This window comes from Flavobacterium hydrocarbonoxydans (assembly GCF_009789235.1).
Taxonomy (GTDB): domain Bacteria; phylum Bacteroidota; class Bacteroidia; order Flavobacteriales; family Flavobacteriaceae; genus Flavobacterium; species Flavobacterium hydrocarbonoxydans.
In genome coordinates, this window is record NZ_WSTB01000001.1 from 396,041 (window position 1) to 417,418 (window position 21,378).

At 35.4% G+C, this 21,378-nt stretch carries 11 protein-coding genes; 2 read left to right on the forward strand and 9 right to left on the reverse strand.

All coding sequences use genetic code 11. The features are described 5' to 3' along the window. The 3 genes from GON26_RS01895 to GON26_RS01905 are packed head-to-tail and all read right to left on the reverse strand — an operon-like array spanning position 1 to position 7,396. Positions 1-1,587, reverse strand: coding sequence for a RagB/SusD family nutrient uptake outer membrane protein (locus tag GON26_RS01895; protein ID WP_160373018.1), 1,587 nt, complete (start codon positions 1,585-1,587; stop codon positions 1-3). An 11-nt stretch (positions 1,588-1,598) separates the two neighbouring features. After that, positions 1,599-4,661: a SusC/RagA family TonB-linked outer membrane protein gene (locus GON26_RS01900; RefSeq protein ID WP_160373019.1), complete on the reverse strand. Its 3,063-nt coding sequence runs from the start codon at positions 4,659-4,661 to the stop codon at positions 1,599-1,601. 50 nt (positions 4,662-4,711) lie between these two features. Beyond that, positions 4,712-7,396 (reverse strand): ROK family protein, encoded by a 2,685-nt coding sequence (locus tag GON26_RS01905; RefSeq protein WP_160373020.1) that lies wholly within the window; start codon positions 7,394-7,396, stop codon positions 4,712-4,714. A 259-nt stretch (positions 7,397-7,655) separates the two neighbouring features. Here GON26_RS01905 and GON26_RS01910 point away from each other — a divergent pair, with 259 nt between their 5' ends. Then, positions 7,656-8,390 (forward strand): GntR family transcriptional regulator, encoded by a 735-nt coding sequence (locus GON26_RS01910; RefSeq protein ID WP_160373021.1) that lies wholly within the window; start codon positions 7,656-7,658, stop codon positions 8,388-8,390. A gap of 498 nt (positions 8,391-8,888) precedes the next feature. Next, positions 8,889-9,806: a PDDEXK nuclease domain-containing protein gene (locus tag GON26_RS01915; protein ID WP_160373022.1), complete on the forward strand. Its 918-nt coding sequence runs from the start codon at positions 8,889-8,891 to the stop codon at positions 9,804-9,806. Positions 9,807-9,892: 86 nt separating this feature from the next. Here the strand turns inward: GON26_RS01915 and GON26_RS01920 are convergent, their stop codons facing one another. The 6 genes from GON26_RS01920 to GON26_RS01945 all read right to left on the reverse strand — a co-directional run bounded on the left by GON26_RS01920 (position 9,893) and on the right by GON26_RS01945 (position 21,092). Then, positions 9,893-11,062: an alpha/beta hydrolase-fold protein gene (locus tag GON26_RS01920; protein WP_160373023.1), complete on the reverse strand. Its 1,170-nt coding sequence runs from the start codon at positions 11,060-11,062 to the stop codon at positions 9,893-9,895. Positions 11,063-11,223: 161 nt separating this feature from the next. Beyond that, complete coding sequence (locus GON26_RS01925; RefSeq protein WP_160373024.1) at positions 11,224-13,803, reverse strand: glycoside hydrolase family 9 protein; 2,580 nt, start codon at positions 13,801-13,803, stop codon at positions 11,224-11,226. Between the two features lie 133 nt (positions 13,804-13,936). Then, positions 13,937-15,061 (reverse strand): alpha/beta hydrolase-fold protein, encoded by a 1,125-nt coding sequence (locus GON26_RS01930; protein ID WP_160373025.1) that lies wholly within the window; start codon positions 15,059-15,061, stop codon positions 13,937-13,939. 19 nt (positions 15,062-15,080) lie between these two features. Beyond that, the gene (locus tag GON26_RS01935; protein WP_160373026.1) at positions 15,081-16,379 is read right to left on the reverse strand and encodes a glycosyl hydrolase family 8; all 1,299 of its coding nucleotides are present in this window, start codon (positions 16,377-16,379) and stop codon (positions 15,081-15,083) included. A gap of 23 nt (positions 16,380-16,402) precedes the next feature. After that, entirely contained in the window at positions 16,403-17,962 is a 1,560-nt protein-coding gene (locus tag GON26_RS01940; protein WP_160373027.1) for a glycoside hydrolase family 43 protein, read from the reverse strand. A 1,015-nt stretch (positions 17,963-18,977) separates the two neighbouring features. Beyond that, positions 18,978-21,092: a thioredoxin domain-containing protein gene (locus tag GON26_RS01945; protein WP_160373028.1), complete on the reverse strand. Its 2,115-nt coding sequence runs from the start codon at positions 21,090-21,092 to the stop codon at positions 18,978-18,980. Between the last annotated feature and the right edge of the window lie 286 nt (positions 21,093-21,378).

Genomic DNA, 21,378 nt, shown 5'->3' on the forward strand with positions numbered 1-21,378 from the left:
TTACCAATTAGGATTTTGGGTTAGATTTTTATTTAAATCTCTTTCAGATTGTGGAATTGGCCAGAGGTAATTTTTATTAGCATTGAATATTCTTTTTTCAACACGTACATAACCATTATCAATAAGTGGCACTTCGTTTGTTTTCATACCATGTACCCACTCATTAAGTACGGTCTCGGCTGTTTTCCAACGACGCAAATCCATTAATCGTAAACCTTCCATTGCAAGCTCAGAACGGCGTTCGCGGCGAATAATTTCTTCCATTTCAGTATTCGAAACCGTAGGATATTCTAACGCATTTGCATTTGTAAATCCTGCTCGTGTACGCAATTTTTTAATCGTTAAATCCCATTCGGTTTTAGTGAATTGATTTAGCTCAGCTTTTGCTTCAGCATACATCAACAATACATCGGCATAACGAATCAGGATTAAATTTGAACCCGAATACAGCATATTACGAGCCGTCTTATCGTAAAATTTAGAAACATAATATCCTGTTGGAGTAGAATTTGATGAATTGTTTATCGCATCATCTCCAGTTCCTAAAGCCGTATTGATAGTCGTAAAACTTCCATTTGCATTTTCTAATTGAGAGCCATGTCGTATGATTGTAGCGTCTAAACGGGGATCTCTATTCGTGTATGGATTGAGTTCATTATAACTGCCATCTGCAATTGTTTTTCCGTTTAACAACAAATAACTGTCAACTAATTCCTGAGTTGGAGAAATAGCTGCAAACCCACCAAATGAAGGCGGAATTAAATAATATTGTGTATTTTGTTCTCTGTTTATGGGCATAAACTGAACATCCAGAAGTACTTCAATATTATTTTTATTTTGAGGTTTGAACAAATCAGCATAAGAACCAAATAAATCTAAATTACCAGCTTCGTCTTTGTTGATAAGCGCATCACAAATACTGGCAACTTCCTGCCAACGGCTTTCACAAAGCAAAACTCTGGCCTTTAATGCCAATACGGCTCCCTTTGTAAAACGGCCTTTATCCGTATCTGCATAAGAATTAGGCAGGACTTTGGCAAAATCAAGCTCATCTAAAATAAATTGTAATACTTCATTTTTAGGCGTTCGGGAAATATTTTTAGAATCTTCGATGCTAATCTCATTGGTAACCAAAGGCACATCTCCAAAATTATTCATTAAAATAAAATAATGAAAAGCCCGAATGGCTCTTGCCTCTGCAATGTATCTGGTTTTTAAATTATTATCTAAACCCGGCACTTTATCGATATTATCTAATAAAATATTGCAATGTCTAATACCTACATATCTCGAATTCCAGACATCACGCACTAATGCTGCCGAAGCATCATAACTACCATTTGCGACATCTCTAACCAGAGATCCATTATTGCTTTTGGTATAGGAATTATCCGAAAGGGATTCATTAAAAATAAACTGATCAGCATTATACAAATCCGGATAACAACTATTTAATGCGTTAAGGGCATCTTCGGGTTTATCCCAAAATGATAAATCAGATTCTTTATCTAATAAGGGTGTGTCAAGATTATCGCAACCCCAAAAGACACTCATTATCAATACTATTACTATATATTTTGCTTTCATATATAAATCTTTTAGAAGTTAACATTAAGCCCAATGGCTAAAACTTTTGCTACAGGATATACTCGCCCATTAGACGCTTCGCCAGAATTGATTTCGGGATCATAACCGGCTTTCAACTTGGTAAATGTTAATAGATTTTGACCAGTAATATAAGCCCGGAACTTAGCTACACCTAATTGCTCCGTAAATCGGGAAGGGATTGTGTATCCTAACTGCACGTTTTTTAAGCGTAGATAAGAAGCATCTTGTATCCAAAAATCTGATTTGGCAGCATTATTTGCTGATTCAGTTCCAATAGTTAATCGAGGATATTCAGCATCCGGATTTTGAGGTGTCCATCTGTCAATATGATAATCCATTACCGGACCTTCATTGCTGTTATGAAACGCTTCTACTCCTTCACCTCGAATCCACATACTGCGTTTTCCAACACCTTGCAAAAAGATGCTTAAATCTAGTCCGTTCCAATTAACGGTATAAGTAAGCCCGTAAGTATATCGCGGATAAGGATTTCCTAAAATAAAACGGTCATCTTCTTCCTTGATTACGCCGTCTCCATTTCTATCAACATATCGTATATCTCCGGGTTTTGCACCTGCAGCATTAAAATTTTGTTTTGGACCATTAGCAACCTCAGCTGCGTTTTGAAAAAAACCATCACTTTTTAATCCATAATACGAATTAATAGGAAATCCATTTTTTAGAATCGTAACCACATCCGTTCCGGAAATAAGCGTTCTTCCTCCGTCATCTGTTACCTCATTGACATTATCAGCAATATTTGCATTGATCGAATGTTTTACTTTTCCAGTTGTAAATAAATAAGTAGTACTAAACTCCCATCCTTTATTGTTTACTGTTCCAATATTTTGAGTAGGAGACTGACCGCCATAAATACCCGGAACCGGAAGATTGTTTACCAATACATCTTTAGAATTCTTGCTATATAAATCAAGTGCAAAGGATAATTTATTATTAAAGAAACTAGCATCAATTCCGAAATCTAACATTTCACTGGTTTCCCAACTAAGATTCTGATTTACCTCACTGAAATAAGCCGCATTGGCCAGATTATCATAAAAAGAATAAGCCTGAGTATTAATAGAAACCGTTCGCAGATATCTATAAAGCCCGATATCCTGATTACCAACCTGTCCCCACGAAGCACGAATTTTTAAATTACTTAAAAAACTTACTGATTCCATGAAGTTTTCTTTTGAGATTCTCCATGCTCCGGAGAATGAAGGGAAAACGCCCCATCTGTTTTCTGAAGAAAATCGCGAAGAACCATCTGCCCTTACATTTGCTTCTAAAAGATAACGATCATCATACGAGTAATTTATCCTTCCAAAATAGGATTGAATACCCCACTCTTCTCCACTTCCATAGGTGTTACTTTCATCCGTTACCTCACCATTGCCCACCACACCAAATTCGTTACCCGGAATGCCTATCTTTCTTACCTGAAACCATCTTCTGTCGCTTTTTTCTTCAGATATTCCCAGCAAACCTGTAAAAGAATGATTTTCACCTATTCTTTTATTATAGTTTAAAGTAAGGGTTGAGTTGAGCAACAAGGTTCTGTCAAAACGATCCATTACCGAGCTTTCATTGTCTCCGCCTCCTGTGTAAGGTGCATAATCAATAGATTTTCTAAACTCATGATTGTTGTTATTCGACAAGTTGACTCCAAAAAATCCTTTAATTTTAAGATCCTTTAAGATAGACCATTCGGCCGTTAAACTTCCTACTAATCCATCGTTTTGATACGTTCGCATACCTCCTTCTGTTAAACGGGCCAATCCGTTAGAGTTACTGCCGCTTGGAAGCGTATAATTGCCGTTTTCATCTTTTACAGGATATATTACCGGAATTCGGGTTGCCTGTTCTATAAGCCAGTTGGTCCAGTAAGCGTGTTCTTTGATTATAGCTCCGTTGTAAGCACCGCTGGCTGTTATATTCAATTTTTCCGATAACTTTGAGTGAATGTTTATTCTGGCATTATTTCTTTTGAGACCATAATCGTCGTTGCCTTCAAATAAACTTTCCTGATCTACATGCCCAACCGAAACATGGTACGAAGTTTTTTCTCCTCCTCCTTCTATCGAAAGATTTTGTGTAGATTGTGGTGCTAAATCTCTGTAAATTTCATCGATCCAAACGGTACCCTGCCCTATTTTTTTGAAATCTCGGATTTGATCTGGTGTAAATTTTGCCGGTAAACCCGAATTGATCAGGGCTTCGTTTCTTAGTTCAGCATATTCCCAGGCCTTGGCATATTTAGGCATATTGGTGGGCTTCTGAAACCCATAAATATAATCGTAAGCGATCCTCGTTTTTCCTGATTTGCCCATTTTGGTGGTAATTAGTATCACACCATTAGCAGCTCTTGAACCATAGACAGCTGCAGAAGATGCGTCTTTAAGAACCGATACACTTTCGATATCATTGGGGTTGATATTGTCAATACTGCCTTCTAAACCATCAATTAATATTAAAGGATAGGTCCCGGACTGGAAAGTTCCAATTCCGCGAATATTGATATTTGTTCCCTGTCCCGGCTCACTGGATCCTTGCTGAATAACTACTCCAGCAATGGTTCCCTGTAAGGCCTGCGATGCGGTGGTGACAGGTTTATTTTCAAAAATATCCGATCCTACGTTACTAATTGCAGACGTTAGATTTGCCTTTTTCTGAGTTCCGTACCCCACAACAACAACCTCTTTTAAAAGGTTTTGTTCTTCTTTTAAAACAAAATCAAGAACAGTGCTGTTACCTACTGATTTTTCGACACTTTCATAACCTATATAACTGACTATGATAACCGAATTTGCCGGAGCTTTTAAAGTATAAACTCCATCAAGATTAGTCATTGTGGCAGTTGTAGTTCCTTTTATACTAACTGTTGCACCAATTATAGTTTCGAGTGTTTTACTGTCTTTTACAGTTCCCGAAATTGAATTTTGAGCATATAACACAGTCATATTAATCATCAAAAATAATGATAAAATTAGCCGTAATTTTTTGGAGCCAGATGTCCTAAAAACCGGAATGGGGGTTTTCTTATTTTTCATAAATTCATAATTGATTTTAGATAATGGTTTATTAGTAAAGCGTGTTTTTATTATTTCACAAAAGCCTTGATCAATAAGGTTTTTTGATTGGGATTTTCGTTATATATCGTGTAACTTTCCGCAGAAGCCGGAACCACAAATGTTTCAGCATAGTTAAAGCGCTGTCTGATTCCGTTTTTGGTTTCTATAATTACAGAAGTCCCTTCGATAAGCATCCAGACATGGCATTTGTTAGTAGTCGAAATATGAATTTCATTCTTCAGTGTGTATCGGTGTACATCATAAAAGTGCTCAGGATGTGTAGGTAAATGTTCCAGTTGGTATTCTTCTGTCTGAGCAATCACATAAGGCGCTGAAATCAGTTCCGGAACAACAGTAGCTCCTTTTCTTTCAAAATTTAAATTTTTCATACCATGCTCAATATTGATTGGTCGTGGTTTTCCATCTAAATCCAAACGCAGCCAATCGTACATTTTAAAAGTAAAAATATAGGGAGCACTACTAATTTCCAGCACGAGATTGTTACTTCCTGAAGCATGAATGGTACCACTAGGTATTAAAAAAAGATCATGTTTTTTTGCAGTAAATTTTTGAATATATTTATCTACATCTAATTCTTTTACCTCTTTTTGACTCTGTATTAATGCTTCATGAAATTCTTCAGGCTGAACACCATCCTGAAATCCTAAATAAACTAAGGGGTCGTTTTTACAATCCAAAATGTAATAGGTTTCATCCTGGGTAAATGGCATTCCGAAATTTTCTTTGATATATTCAGGAGTTGGATGACATTGAATCGAAAGATTTCCTCCATCGAAAGTATCCAGGAAGTCAAATCTAATAGGAAAGTCATATTGGAATCTCTCTGCGCAATCTCCCAAAACTTCTTTATGATTATTGAACATCAAAAAATCAAAAGAAACTTCTAGTAAATATTGGTCGCTTTCGAACATTATTCCATTTTCCAGCACCATTAGTTCAAAGGACCATGCCAGATTTTCGACCTCTTTATTCAAGCCTTCCATTTGTTCCTTCATCCAGGTTCCGCCCCAGGCTCCAGGCTCGAACCAAGGTCTTGGTCTAAAAACATTTTTTGCCATTTGACTCAGCCCAGAGCGAAGTTCATCTCCAGTCATAAACAAGTAATTATCTGGTCTTTGCTCATCTACAATAAGATCAATGACCGGCAATATTTCATTTTTATGTTTGTTTAAAACGACCCAATCAACAAAGAAAAAACGTTTGTATGTTCTGCGGTTGTCAATTATATTTTTAGATCCCAGATTCGTTGCCATTCCGGCGCGGGCTCTAAACTGTAATTCATTTTTGGGTAAATCGAAATAAACAACCGGTGCCTGCCATTGGGCTAAAGAAGCTCCACAACCTAATATAATGTTTATATCTACCGAAGTGTCCGGCTTGATTAGTTTTAGTTTTTCAGTATCAAACCAATCAATTAAATCTTTATCGGTAATTTTTCCGAAAAGAGGATCATCACCACCTAAATAAGGCAGTAACATTTCGTCTAATTCATCCGAAGATTTCATGGCAGCATCCACATGAAACCATCGAACCGTTTTGCCTCTTTTTGTCAATTCCTGGTCAAGCTTTTCTATCAAATGATCCCAAAAAACACCTACATAACCATCAATTGTAATATTCTTGTGCTGTTCTATCCAGGTTGCAAATTCTTCGATACCGGCTTTTATCTTGTTTTCTCCGAGCGGAAATGAAGGATAAGCATCATACGTAATTTCATTATTTACTTTCTTTTCAGGTGCTAAATACTGTTGTGTTTTACGCCATTCTTTATTCTGTTCCAAATCTTGATTTTTTAAAGAGTTACTTGCATTTATGGCAGCTCCTATTATCGCAGCTTTGTCCCATAGTTTGCATATATGAATTTTAGTTGTATTAATTTCCTGTATCTTTTTGTTGATTGTATCTAAAAAGTGATGGGATGCTTTTGCGATTCCTCCTCCCAAAACAAGGCTTTCGGGTTGAAAATTTGATATCCAGGGAGTCATAAACTGGATGAAATTTTCGGAAAATTCATTAAATAAATGAAGGGCATCAGTATCGTTATGGTCTGCAAGAGCGGTTATTTCTTTTACCGTCTGAACTTTTTCTCTATTCAATTGATTCCATTTTTGTACAAACCATCTTGTCGAAAAATAATCATCCGCAATTCCATTATTAAAAGGAATATTGTATAAATAACCATTTGGAGGTACGCCCTTACCTTCTATTGATTGTACACTCCCATTGATTAAGAAAGTGCTTCCAAAACCTGTTCCTAATGTTAATACAATGCTTCGCGAATTTTGCTTTGCTGCTCCTGCGCTATATTCGCCCATAGCAAAACTTTCTGCATCATTTAAAAAGTAAACCGGAACATTATTTACAATCTTTTTAATTTCCTGTTTTACATTCAGACCAAATAGGGAATCATATTTTTTAACACCATTAATTTCCGAAATGCCGTCTTTGTAGTTAAAAGGCCCTGGCATCGAGACACCTACGGCAGCAATTTGAGCCAAAGTTATATGGGAAGGATTGTCTATTATTTTTTCGATCAGATATTTAAAGCCTGTAAAAAAGGTATGGCAGGGACCATTCGAATCTAATAGTGTCTTTTGATAAGTATCGGCAACAAGCAAACCTGTCTCAGAATCAATTAAAGCTCCTGATATGTGTGAGCCTCCAATATCAACACCTAAATAATAAAATTTCATAATGTTTTAATTAAAAATAATAGCAGTTAATTTGACTATGTATATATGTATATACAATATCGTTATAGCAAAGTAAATAAATTGTTATCAGACCGCAAAGCGAGCTATTGTTTTTTATCAAAAAAATAAAGTAACTTTGTACGAATATTTTAAATAAAATGATTTTATCGTTGCGTGGTATTGCTCTTTTGGCCTGAAACACTTTGTTTTTAAATGTTTAACAAAAATGAATGATTCGTAATGAATTTGATAAATAAGTATGAAAATAACATTAAATCACAATAGTCCTATTCCGCTTCACGTTCAGATAGAGGAACAATTAAGAGTAGCAATTGCGTCTGAAGAGTATCAAAAAGGAGTAAAATTGCCTAACGAAATGGATTTGTCTAAACAATTAGGAATTTCCAGAAGTACATTACGCCAGTCTATAAATAAACTGGTTTATGAAGGCTTACTCATGCGAAAAAAAGGCGTTGGAACTTTTGCAAAAAAAACCTCTGTAAGTTCAAAAGCACAAAATTGGCTAAGTTTTTCTCAGGAAATGAAAACACTGGGGATAGAGACCAAAAATTATGAGTTGCATTTAAGCTGGGTAAAACCAACAGAAGAACTTTGTCTGTTTTTTGATATTAAAGATGATATAAGGATTTTAAAATTAGAACGATTAAGAGGCAAAGCCGAATACCCTTTTGTCTATTTCATATCCTATTTTAACCCTAGAATAGGTTTAACTGGAAATGAGGATTTTTCCCGTCCTTTATATGAAATACTGGGACAGGATTATAACTCAATTGCCAAACTGTCTAAAGAAGAGATTAGTGCCATCAGCGCAGATGCAATTTTAGCTGAAAAATTAGAAATAAAAACCGGAGACCCCATATTGAAGCGTAAAAGATTTGTTTTTGATCCCGGCAGCCGGCCTCTGGAATGGAATGTTGGATATTATAAAGCGGATAGTTTTACCTACACCCTTGAATTTGAGCGGGAAATATAATTTTTAAACTTTTTTGAATAAATTTAAAAAACTTATAGGATTTACTTCAATACTACTTCTTAAAAAGAAAGTTAACGATGTAGATGTTTCTACCGCGAGAGAAAAGCTAATTCATATTTAAAGTAATTAAAAGTAGTGCTACATGATTTGTGAGCAAAGTTTAGAATACTGCTCCTCCCCACAAAAAAAGTCCTAAAATTGCAATTAGGACTTTTTTTATGCTTAAATTTTAATGATTATGGATCCGAAATTTAAACATCGAAAAAAATCAAAATCAACATCCTTTTACAAAATAGGTTCTGCTACTTTTTTATGTGCTCTTGATGATTTTTTATGTCGTATTTTTATTACTTTTTGTATGTTTGTATAGATATAAAGCTAACATTCATACATTTTTAAAATGCTACAAAACCAATCCATAATTCCTGATATAAAAGCAATAATAGCGACTTCAAGAGAGAGAGTGCAATTAGAGCTGTTGATAACGAAAGAACCATAATGTATTGGAATATCGGGAAACGTATTTTTGAGGAAAAACAGCAGGGAAAAGAAAGAGCTGAGTATGGCACTTATCTAATTAAATATCTTGCAGAACAACTACAGCCTGAATATGGTAGTGGATTTTCAGTAAGACAATTAGAGCGGTATCGTCAGTTTTACAGAACTTTTCCAATTGCGTCCGCACTGCGGACGCAATTAAGCTGGACGCAGTATAAACTATTATTATCAATTGATACCCAAGAAAAAAGAGAATTCTATATAGCTGAAAGTGTAAAAAATAATTGGACATCTAGACAATTAGAACGTCAAATAAACAGCAGTTTATATGAACGTCTATTAGCAAGTAGCGATAAAGACAGTGTGCTGGCTGTTGCAAAAAATGAAAAAACACCTTCAGATGCACGAGAGATTATAAAAGACCCAATGTATTTGGAATTCTTAGGCTTAAAACGTGAAGCTGCATATTATGAAAAAGATCTTGAACAGGCAATTATAACACACCTTCAAGAGTTTCTACTAGAAATAGGAAACGGATTTTCTTTTGTTGCAAGGCAAAAAAGAATTCATATTGATGGAGATGAGTTTTTTGCAGATCTGGTATTTTATAATAGACTGCTTCAATGTTTTGTTTTAATTGAAATAAAAACCCACAAGCTTACGCATCAGGATATTGGTCAGTTACAAATGTATGTTAACTACTACGACCGCATTGAGAAAAATGAAAATGAAAATCCTACGATTGGAATATTACTATGCGCTGATAAAAATGATGGAGTAGTTAAATTTACATTACCTGAAAGCAACAAAAGTATTATTGCAAGCCAATATCGTTTATACCTTCCGACTGAACAACAATTACTAGAAGAAGTCAAGAAAGAAATGGAAAATTTTGAAGATGACAAAAAAATCAAATAATTTAAAAAATAGTTATTTGATTTTTTTGACAAAATCGTGTCACAGCAAATTTCTAAAAATAATTAATTACAGATCAATTCTCTAAATTATTTAAATAACTGAGATGCAAACTGATATAAACATCTTCGCCATGTGAGCCATTCATGTGCCGTTTCTGGCGATTCGTAGTATTTATATTTAATACCCTGCTGGTCTAACATCGTTTTGAATGCGCCAACTGATTTAGGAAAAGGAACAGGCTCTTTAGTCCCTAAACCTAACCAAAAAAGCTTTATTTTTTTATTGAGTGCTGCTCCTTCTTTATACTTTCCATCTAAAAAACTAGAAGTATCGATAGGTTCTGTACTCGGATAATTGGCTGTTCCGCTAAATCCTCCATAATAAGAAAAAGTGTCCAGCTGGTTCATCATAATTCTCATCGTTTGATTGGCTCCCATCGAAAGACCCGCAATTGCTCTATTTTCACGATTCGCGATAGTACGGAACTTTGTGTCTATCATCGGAATCACTTCGGTAATAAGAACCTCTTCAAAAACAGATTCCGGACGTTCTTTTTTCTCTTTAGAATCTTTGCTTTGCGGTTTATAGGCATAACCATTATCCATAACGATAATCATAGGAGTTGCCTCTTTTGAAGCGATCAGATTATCCAAAATTAAATTTGCTTTTCCCTGAGACGACCAGCCTGTTTCATCTTCAAAACTTCCGTGTTGTAAATAAAGGACTGGGTAACGTGTTTTGGGATTTTCGTTATAACCCGGTGGTGTATAAATAAAACAGCGTCTAAAAGAATTGGTTAGTTTAGAAAAATAAATATTTTCGCTTACAAGACCGTGTGATACATTTTTCAAATCATAAAATTCCTGATCTTTAGCCGGAATTTCTATTCCGCTACCCCAACGTCCGGCGCCATAAAAATACAAACTTCCCGGATCCGGAACCGAAGCTCCATCTATATTTAACTGATAATAATGAAATCCTTCATCCTGAGGATTGGATTCTCCTGTCCATATTCCATTGGCGTCTTTTCGCATATCATATTTTACACCGCCAATATCAAGCTGTACTTTGTTTGCATTTGGCGCAAGAATACTGGCACGCACACGTCCCTGCGAATTGACTTGTGGAAATTGTTTTTCTGGCTGATTTACTGACGAAGGTTTAAAATCTTCGGTTACCAAATTTGCTTCCTGGCTCCAGCCTGAATGAGAATACATGCTGAAAATTATAAGGATACTATTAAAAAATCGTTTCATTTTTATATTTGTTTAATGTTGTGATTAGTTTTACCGCAAAGCCCGGCTGAATACCACAGAGATTCACAAAGTTTAATTTTTCCGTGTGGCTCTGCGTAAAATCTCTGTGTATCTCTGTGGTAAAATTGGCCAATACCTTGCGAATGCTTAATCTCTTTTTACTATTTTTCCTTAGCCAAATCATTTACAGCATTTGCCAGAAAAACATACCAGGCACCTCCATCTATAATACATTCATTTTCTCCCCAAAAAAATGGCCAGTCATCTTTGTTTTCTAAATAATCGGGTTTTAAAAAAATAAGTCCCGGAACTACTCCACCAGCAATTGTAGTGAAGTCCGCACGATTACCTCCGTAAGCCACTTTTTTGGATCGGTTTCCTACCGCATTCACAAAAGACAAATTAGAATAAGGATGGCATCCCAAAATATAATTCAATCCCTGATAAACACTTTCTTTGTCCATAAGATCAGGATACGTTTGATGAATATAATAATTGGTACTTGCCCAGTTTATAACCTGCGAACTGCCTCCCCAGCCTCTCTTTACGACAGGAACACCATACGGATTTTCGGCATTTTCTTTATCCGTTTTCACTTTATATTTAATGACATAAGCACGTAATTTTACTTTATAATCATCATCCATTGCTGGTAATGCCAAGAGCGCAGGATTCATATTAAATTCTAAGTTTTCATCCAGTAATTTCCATATTTTATCTAAAAAACTCTTTTTATATTGCTCTTCTTTGGTACTCAGAAACAGTTGTAGTGTTGCAATCATATCGCTTCCTTTTCCCCATCTCGACATTGGGCTGTTATCCGGTTTTGCTTTTTTTTCTATTTCGATTGCTTCGTTGGTTAATTTTACGGCCAAAGCTAAACTTTTAGCAGAAAGTTCGTCATTATATCCTTTTAAAGCCCTGCTTGCTGAAGCTAATGCGCCTGCGGTTCTGTAATCAAGAAATGAACTACGATTGGTAAATGCCCATCTGTCATCGCGCGTACCACTGGAAACACCATTAGATTCATAAGGTTTTAGAGCCGGATTATACGGAAGATTATCGGTTTCTGTAGCAGCATCGCCCAAATGATGATACTGATGTAGATTGGGTACCACAATGCCTCTAACCGGATGACCAATATTTTCAACTTGTGCTACAAGGTTTAAAACCCCATGCTCAATTTGCTGCAATAAATCGGGTTGTCCATCAGGGCGGTGAATATCGACAAACTGTGTTTTTTGATCAATATAAGTTTCGTCTCTGGTTACTTTAAATGCTTCCCAGGATTCCACAAAACTATTGATGACACTCACGTGCGAAAAAGTTTGTATATCAAAATCGCCTGCATCAAACCAGCCACCTACAGACATTCCGGGAATACGCTCCAATGGCTTGTACTTGGTATCTGTAGTAGGGCCTTGCTTATAGCCATCAAAGTGTTCATGATTTAAGGGTGCCTGAAGACAATCGTCTAAAAATGGTTTTCCATGCCAAACCCGATAGGCCTCATTTACCTCCATGTGATCCATCTGAACAGGAAACCATACGTCCATCGTAGGATGCCAAATCTTTGAATAAACATCATCTTCAATCTGAAAAGTATTTGTTTTCTGATCTCCATATTGAATATAATACAACCCTTTTTCTTTTACTGCACTAAAATCAAATTGGGCATAATTATACCTAAGATAATTCCCCCAAACCTTCACTGTTGTTTTTAGCTTTTCAACAAATTTCCCGTCCGCACTAAGTTTAAAAACCGATGCTTCATTTAATACTGTATCATTTTTATCAAGTTCTATAACAGCTACTTTCTTCTGGTCTGGCATATACCCCACCTGCGAAAATCCTATTACTGGTTCTCTTTTCCAATTGGGTATCGCATTCGGCTCAACATACCAGCTCATTACTTTTCCTTTTTTGTTTGAAGGAAGAATACTGCGCGCTATAAACCAGCCATTCTGTCCCAGGTTTCTTCCATCAAAAAGCATTACATCCAAATCATCAGACTGAATTTTGACAGTACGTTCCGGATTTTCGGGAGCAAAAATGAAATTCTTACCCGATTCTAAAGGAAGTGTGGCTATAAATTCATTTCTTCCACGATCATCAAATGTGGTATGTCCGGCAAACTGTGGAATTTTTTCAGTTAAAGGTCTAATTTCGGTATTGCTTGCAGGATATCTGGGAAATGTTCCTGCTTTTCCATCTACTAAATAATTACTCTCAACATAAGAAGTAGGTATAAATTCCATATTGAATCCTGCTTTTCCTTCTAATGCTTTTGGAATAGGTTTATCTAATACAACATCAATTACAAATCCTTTTCCTTTTGGTTTTACTATAACTTTAGAATCAAAATTAAATTCCTCATATCGTAGTGCAACTTCAATAGTATTATTTGCCTTGTCCACTTTTCGGCTCATCATTTTCGGAATTAAATCCCATTGTTCAGGGGTATTCTGAAGTCGTATTGCTCCGCCCGTCACCGTTCTGACACCATGATGAATCAATTCTATTCCGGCTGTTTTTTCGTCAAAAAACATTCCGTTGTATTCATTGTTAAAAACCCATACATTCAGTCCCGGAGTTTCGAAATATTCTTTTTCGTTTAATACTAAATTCTGAGAAAAGGAACCATATGACAGGCTAAAAAAGCAAATAAATAATATTACTTTTTTTACTGAATTTATTTTTAAACTGAAAAAAACTTTTGAAACGTTACAAAGTTTACGCATAATTTAGATTTTAATTTATCAACCCAAACAGCTGGTTTTTGCTGATGAATTTTGCTGTACTGTTTACTGTCAGCTCCGTCATCAGCAATTGGTATTGTACGTGTTCAGATCAATGGTTAGTACTTTTGAAACCCTATTTTTTAAATAAAAGTGGTGCTAGTTCCTTAAAGCTTCGGCGCCAGGTTTGAAATTCATGTCCGGTATCTTCAGAAATATAGGAAACCGCATTAAAGTCAGCCGCTTTAAGAGCTGCTACAGCGCTTTTAATTCCATCAGGACGCTCTTTACTGCCGCAACTCAGAAAAATCAGTTTTACTTTTGATTTATCCTTAATATCTTCCGGTTTATAAGTTCCTCCGCTAAGAAGTGCATAATGCGAGAAAACTTCCGGTTTATTAAGGGTTATCGATTTGGTTTCCATTCCACCCATCGATAAACCAGCCATAGCACGGTTAGGCTGATCTTTAAGTGTACGGAAATTTGAATCCACATACGGGATTAATTCTTCAACCATAACCGTCTGAAAAGGTTCTATCTTGAAACTTGCCAAACCGCCATATTTAATTTCATTGGTCATTCCGTAGGTCATTACAATAAGAAAAGGTTTTATTTTATCTTCTGCTATCAAATTATCCATAATCAGATTGACGCGTCCCTGATTGCTCCAGGCCGTTTCATCTTCTCCCCAGCCATGCTGCAAATACAAAACCGGGTACTGTTTCGCTTTGTCTTTATCATAATCTGGTGGCGTATAAACATAAGCTCTGCGAGAGGTATTAGTACTTTTTGAAGGAAAAAGAATCTGCTGTACATTTCCGTGAGGTACGTCTTTCAAGGCATAAAAATCCTGATCATGAGCCGGTATTTCGATGCCACTTTCCCAACGGGTTGAACCGTAAAAATTTAACGCACCCGGATCATTAAAAACGCCACCATCAACCGTAACGTGATAATAATGGAAACCCTCGTCCATTGCTCCTGCTGTGGTACCTCGCCAAAAACCGTCTTCTCCTTTGGCAAGTACGGTTCCACCTTTGGCCCCGCCTAATCCAAGACTCACTACAACCGACTTGGCTTCAGGTGCCGAAATTTGAAATCGGGCATACCCCTGAGAATTGACTTGTGGATATTCCTGTCCGGGCTGATTAACTGTTGAAGGTTTAAAATCTTCGACAACAGCAGGCTGACTGTTTTGTGAAAAACCAGCAAAACCAAACAAAATAAATACTGATAGTATAACAATTAAATACTGTTTCATAGTTTCTATATTTTTAAATTTAATTAACTGATGGCGATATAATCTGATAGTTACCACTAAGATGCATGAGGCTGAAGAGGTACATCAGCCCGTCATAATAAGGATCAAAGTAGCCGTCATCATAAGGTTCTAGTTTTGCCTTCCAAAGCGCGTGAACAAAATCGAGACTTTCTTTATCAGGATTAACTAATGATGCCGTAGCTGCTGTTCCAACCAATCCGATGGAATGTCTTAGCTTTTTGACCGGACCCGCCTGCAGAATAAAATCAGGTGTAGAACCATCCAGATTGTATTGATCGACAAAAGTCTCTAAACCTTTAGATCTAAGAAACTTTTGAAATCTTTTTGCATAATCTTCCTGCCATTGTTTGTCTTTTCCGTACCAGGTATAATCCATCGCAATATTCATAGGAACGCGCCAGGAATCGTAACGAAATCCTCCCGGCATCCAGGGTGTGGGATGCGGTTCTCCGGTAAATTCGGTATAATCTGAATTTAAAGCGGTTACAGGATGAGTGGCTTTATGCAGAAATTGACGGGAAACATCGGCACATTCTCTATAAAATTGTTCGTGGCCATCTTTGGCATATAAAGCCCATATTTCGTAAAAGGCAGGAACATGATAAGAAGGATCTGTCCAGTTATAGCCGCCACCTTCCGGCACGAAAGAGATCTGCTTATGCTCGGTATTGATAATATTATGTACGTTACCGGTACCGTCTTTTTTCCACATCGCATCCAATATTCTTCTTGCTTCCTTATAATAATCTATGCCGGTTTCGTTGCCCCATTTATTAGAAGCGAAAAGCAAACTGGTGATATAATACAGTTCCCCATCTGAAGCTGAGCCTGCTGAGTTTTGTTTTTTGGTTTGAGGATTTACACTCCAGGCGAAATAGCCTTCTCTTGGTCCGTCCTGATGCTGCATGTATTTTACAGACCATCGCCACAAACGATCAAATACTTCTTTTTTATTAAACTGAACAGCAACCATCATCCCGTACGACATTCCTTCGGTACGGGCGTCTTTATTTTTTACATCCGAAACATATCCTAAAGAATCACCTTCCTCAAAATATACTTTGTCCGGTCCTTCAAAAACATCATAATAGGCTTTGGCTACTTTTTGGTCTATTTCTGTCTGACTATAACCTGCTTCTTTAAAAAGATTGCGATATTGAGGTCTATTAGAGGTTGATTTTTCTATTTTCTTTTTGCTTTGACTAAAAGATGTAACAGGCAAAATCAATCCTAAAAACAATATCAAAACGGAGATTTTACTCCAGTTTTTACTTCTAAAACTTTTATTTTCAATCATATTTTTTCTTTTTTTTTAAAATTTTAATATTTAATGTGAAACCAATCAAAATCAACATATCCACTTGTGTTTTTTGTCGCATAATTGAATAATCCAAAACGATATCCCATAAAATGCGGAAGAGTATATTTCATTTTTAAAGTTTTGCCTATCGTGTTCCAAACTTTTCCATCTAAACTATAGAAGAAATTTGCTTCGTCTTTTTTATTGGTAAAATCACAATCAATTTTGAAATAAACCTGATTTTGTTCTAAAGGAATCTGCTGTACTTCTACAGCTATATCTTTTTCCGTATGAACCATTACTACTGATTTTTTGTCCTTTTCCATTTTCACGCCTACCCAACCATATTCTTTTTGTAAAGCTGCTAATCCGGCAAAATCGCCTTCTTTCATTTTAGAAATATCCAGAGCTACAGAAGCTGAGCTCGTTGGACCTATAGTGCGTTGTGTAAGGGTATTTCTGGCTAAAAGAAAATCAGTGTCAATTCTTCCGGTTTTAAGACGCAGGAATCCTTTTCTTTCTTTTAAAGACCAAAGAGTATTTTCCGGATTATGGTTCCATTGCCACACTAAGGGTAAAGCCTGTTCTCCTTTTTTGCGATTGAATTCATCCGAAGCAACCAAATTAGGAATTAATCCTTCGCTTGGCGGCAAATCTAACGTTTCCGGAACTTTTCCGTTCTCTCCCAATATGGGCCAACCGTCTCGCCATGTTACAGGAACTAAATACGGAATTCTGCCCACAGCTCCATAATCACGAAAAAGATAGGAAAACCAGCGTCCATCCGGAGTATCGATAAGTCCTCCCTGAGCAACGCCCAAATCCTGCAGGCCAATTTTTCCTTCCCAGGGACCATCGATACTATCTGCCCTGTGTATGATAACAGTTCGCATTCCGTCTTTGGGCCAGCAAATATTAAACAAATAATATTTTCCTTTAATTTTGAATAATTGAGAACCTTCGGCACCTAACATGATATTATTTCCGGCTGGTGCACTGGCGTTCTCTATGAGGACTTTCTCCGGAACTTCTGTTTTAACTCCCGTAAGTGCTTCATTTAGTTCTACTATTTTGATTTTACCGGCACCATAGACTAAATAAGCCTTTCCATCATCATCAAAAAACAGCGAATGATCGTGATAGGATGGCTTAAAAGAAACCTTTTCCCAATTTCCTTTTTCGATATCTTTTGTTTTAAAAATATAGGTCTCTCCAGTTGTTTGAGCAAAAGTGGTGACATAATACATCCCGTTGTGAAAACGCAAACTACTCGCCCATGAACCTCTTCCGTATGTGCTTTTTCCTTCCGTCAGATTTAATTCAGGCATATCTGCCAATGTATCGTAGGCATAATTAATGAGTTTCCAGTTTACCAAATCTGTCGATTTCATAATTGGAACACCAGGATTCATGTGCATGGTGGTACTGCTCATATAATAATTCTGACCTACTCTGATGATAGCCATATCAGGAACATCAGCAAAAATTAACGGATTTTGAGCTTTTTTTTCCTGTGCAAAAAGTACCATTTGCGTAACTAAAATTAAAAAAGCGAAAATGTGATGAACTCTTCTTTTCATACTTTGGTTTGTTGTAATTATTGGGGACTATTTATAAATTGATTCTAATTCACTAAAATTCAACTTTTATCAATCCGACTTTTTAGCGTTACTTTTTTGCTATTATTGCAAATTGTTTCCGGTTCAGAAATTATACTTTAATAATTAAATTTTGTTTATGGAGTAACTAAAAAGCCAAAAGAGATTAAGCTTTCGGCTTTTAATTAAAAAAACTAACACTTAAACTTAATTAAAGACTCAAAATCTTATTACATTTTAATTGTGGGGCAATTTCTTAAAATTTAATAAGTGTAATTATTACAAATATAAATAAAAATCAGAAGCACACAACCGGTTGCTTTTAAATATTTTATTAATTATTAAAAAATACTACTTTAAAAAAACATTTACTATTTAAAAAATACTATTTGAATGAATATTCAATATTTACTTGAAGCGTTTGAGGTGAAAAATTATAAAATTAAAAGGGTTAATTCTATTTTATTAGAAAACTCATAAAAGTGAAAAAAAATGAAATTTAAAGTAAAAATACACTAAATCTATACTATTCAAGAGTTTGCTTTTAAAAGAAAACAAACCCATTGTGTTTAATTAATAAAAATTTAATTAAACACATAGAAAACATAGATTTTATGATTTTGAAAAAAAAGTAAATCAAAAAGAAACTCGTTTCTTCACACATAGCTATGTGTTTTTATACAAGTGAAACGCCTTTTTTGACTTCAATAAGCTATGTTTCTATGTGTTAAAATAATTTCACCCAACGGGTTAAAACAAACTATTATGTATTTAAAAGTCCAAAGTCTGAATTTAGCAGCCTGAAAGCCTGCAAGCTTAGTGTTTTATTAACCACAAATTTACACAAATTAATTTGCGGGAATTTGTGTAATTTGTGGCAAAATATTTTTAATAGTTGAAAGCCAAATACACTAAAGTACAAAGTTTTAACTATTTCAAAAACCAATAAAAAAGCAGTCAATACACAACTGATTGTTTATAATCTAAAAAAAAAGTCTTACAAGCCGTTTTTTATTTTGTTAACTGCCACAACAACCTCTTTTTCAGGCATTTTACAGGCGTTATTAACGCAAATATAAATATAGGTTTCATTGTCAACAAAACGATTTTCCAAAATAGGAAGTTTACTTTCTTTTGTCGCTCCAGAGGTCAGAATGTTCGGCAAATAGTAACTTTGCAGCTGACTCGTTTTTGCAAGAGCCTCTTTTCCAGAAATGGCAACTTCAAAATAATCATCGGTATAATTAAGCATTAAATTCAGCCAGTTGTAATATTCTATTGGTGATTGCAAGGCATCTGCTTTTACATTGTTCAACATTTTTTGAGCAATTTTGGCATAGCTTTCATTTGAATAATAATGTCCTAACAAAAATAAATTATGCGCCATAATCGAATTCGAACCCGGAATGACATTGTCTGTAATTTCCATTTTTCTGGCGATTAAATTAGCCGAAGTATTCGATGTAAAATAAAATAAATTAGATTTTTTATCCCAAAAATGATTCAGCGTATAAGCTGTTAACTCTTTGGCTTTGTTGAGCCATTTTTCGTCAAGTGTCATTTGATATACTGCAATAAACGCATCTATAACAGTTGCATAATCTTCAGAAAAACCAGCAATACTGCTCTTTCCTTCTTTATAACTGTGATATAAACTTCCGTCTTTTTGAAGCTGATTGGTCAGAATAAAATTTGCATTTTTCAAAGCAATTTCTTTATAATGCGGATTTTTGAATGCACGATAGGCACTTACATAACCCTTTATCATCAGGGCATTCCATGACGTTAGGGTTTTATCGTCTAAATGAGGTCTTGGTCTTTTATTTCTAGCTTTCAAAAGAATTTGCTTCCAGCTTTTCACTTTAGCATCTAAAGCGGTTAAAGTCATTTTGTTTTGAAGCGCAAAGTCTTTATCTGATTGCGTTTTATATAAAACATAGTTTCCGTTTTCCCATAAACCTATTTCATTGATATTAAAATAATCCTGAAAAAGACGAAAATCAGATTTTAATAACGATTGCAGCTCTTCTTTTTCCCAAACATAATACGTACCTTCTTCGAGTTTTTTTGCTTTATTTTTACTATCGGCATCCAAAGAAGAATAAAAGGCACCATTAGCAGCCATCAGTTCATTTTCTACAAAACTGAGTGTTTCTACCACTGTTTTTTTATACAGTTCGTTTTTGGTTGCCAAATACGCATCAGCATACAAACTCACTAATTGCGCATTGTCGTAAAGCATTTTTTCGAAATGAGGAATGTGCCATTTTGCATCTACTGTATATCTCGAAAAACCACCACCAATAGGGTCGTAAATTCCGCCATTGGCCATATTGGTCAGTGTGGTCTGCACATAGTCCTGCATCGTTTTATCCTTGTTTTGAATACTGTAACGAAGTAGAAAATTAAGGGATTTTGGCATAGGAAATTTGGTTTCGCCTACTAAGCCGCCTTCTTTAAAATCCCATTGGTTTTGCCATAATTTTACGCCCTCATGAAGTTCCGAATTTTTAAAATCGGCCTCACTATTATTGACTGTAACCAACTGCGATTTCCGAATTCCTTTTACCAATTCATCGGCATATTCGCTGGCTTTTTTGGGATTGTTCTTATAGAGAGTAGAGAGTTCAGTTAACGCTTTTGTCCATTCCTCTTTGGTAAAATAAGTACCTCCAAAAATAGGACGCCCATCAGGAAGCGCAATGCAGTTTAACGGCCATCCACCTTTTCCTGTCATCATTTGCACGGCATCCATATAAATCTGGTCAATATCCGGACGCTCTTCCCGATCTACTTTTATACTGATAAAGTTATCATTCATTAATTTGGCAACCGAATCGTTTTCAAAACTTTCTTCTTCCATGACATGGCACCAATGGCAGGCAGAATAGCCCACAGAAATAATAATAAGTTTGTTTTCAGCTTTTGCCTTATCTAAGGTTTCCTGATTCCAGGCTTTCCAATCTACAGGATTATGCGCATGCTGCAAAAGATACGGACTTGTTGCGTTAATTAAATCATTAGTATATTTGTGATATTCATTCTTATCCTGTTTTTTATTACAGCTTACACACAAAAATAAAATGATTAATAATCGATAAATAATACGCATAATGATAAAATGAAATGTGAAAAAAACGGATGGAATTTTTGAATTATATTTAAAAAATCATACGCTAAAATAACAATTTATATTTAATAGATTTAATACAATTAAATTATGCTTCAAATCTACCATTAAAGGCTTCAAAAGTGACAATCATATTTCAACTTTCAAGTTAATTTTACTATTCACATTTAATAAAAAATTTAAAAAAGAAGTGTTCGTTTTGGATAAATAGCTTTCTAATAATTTTACCAACACTTTGCATAAGAACTCTAAAAAAGCAATTCGTATA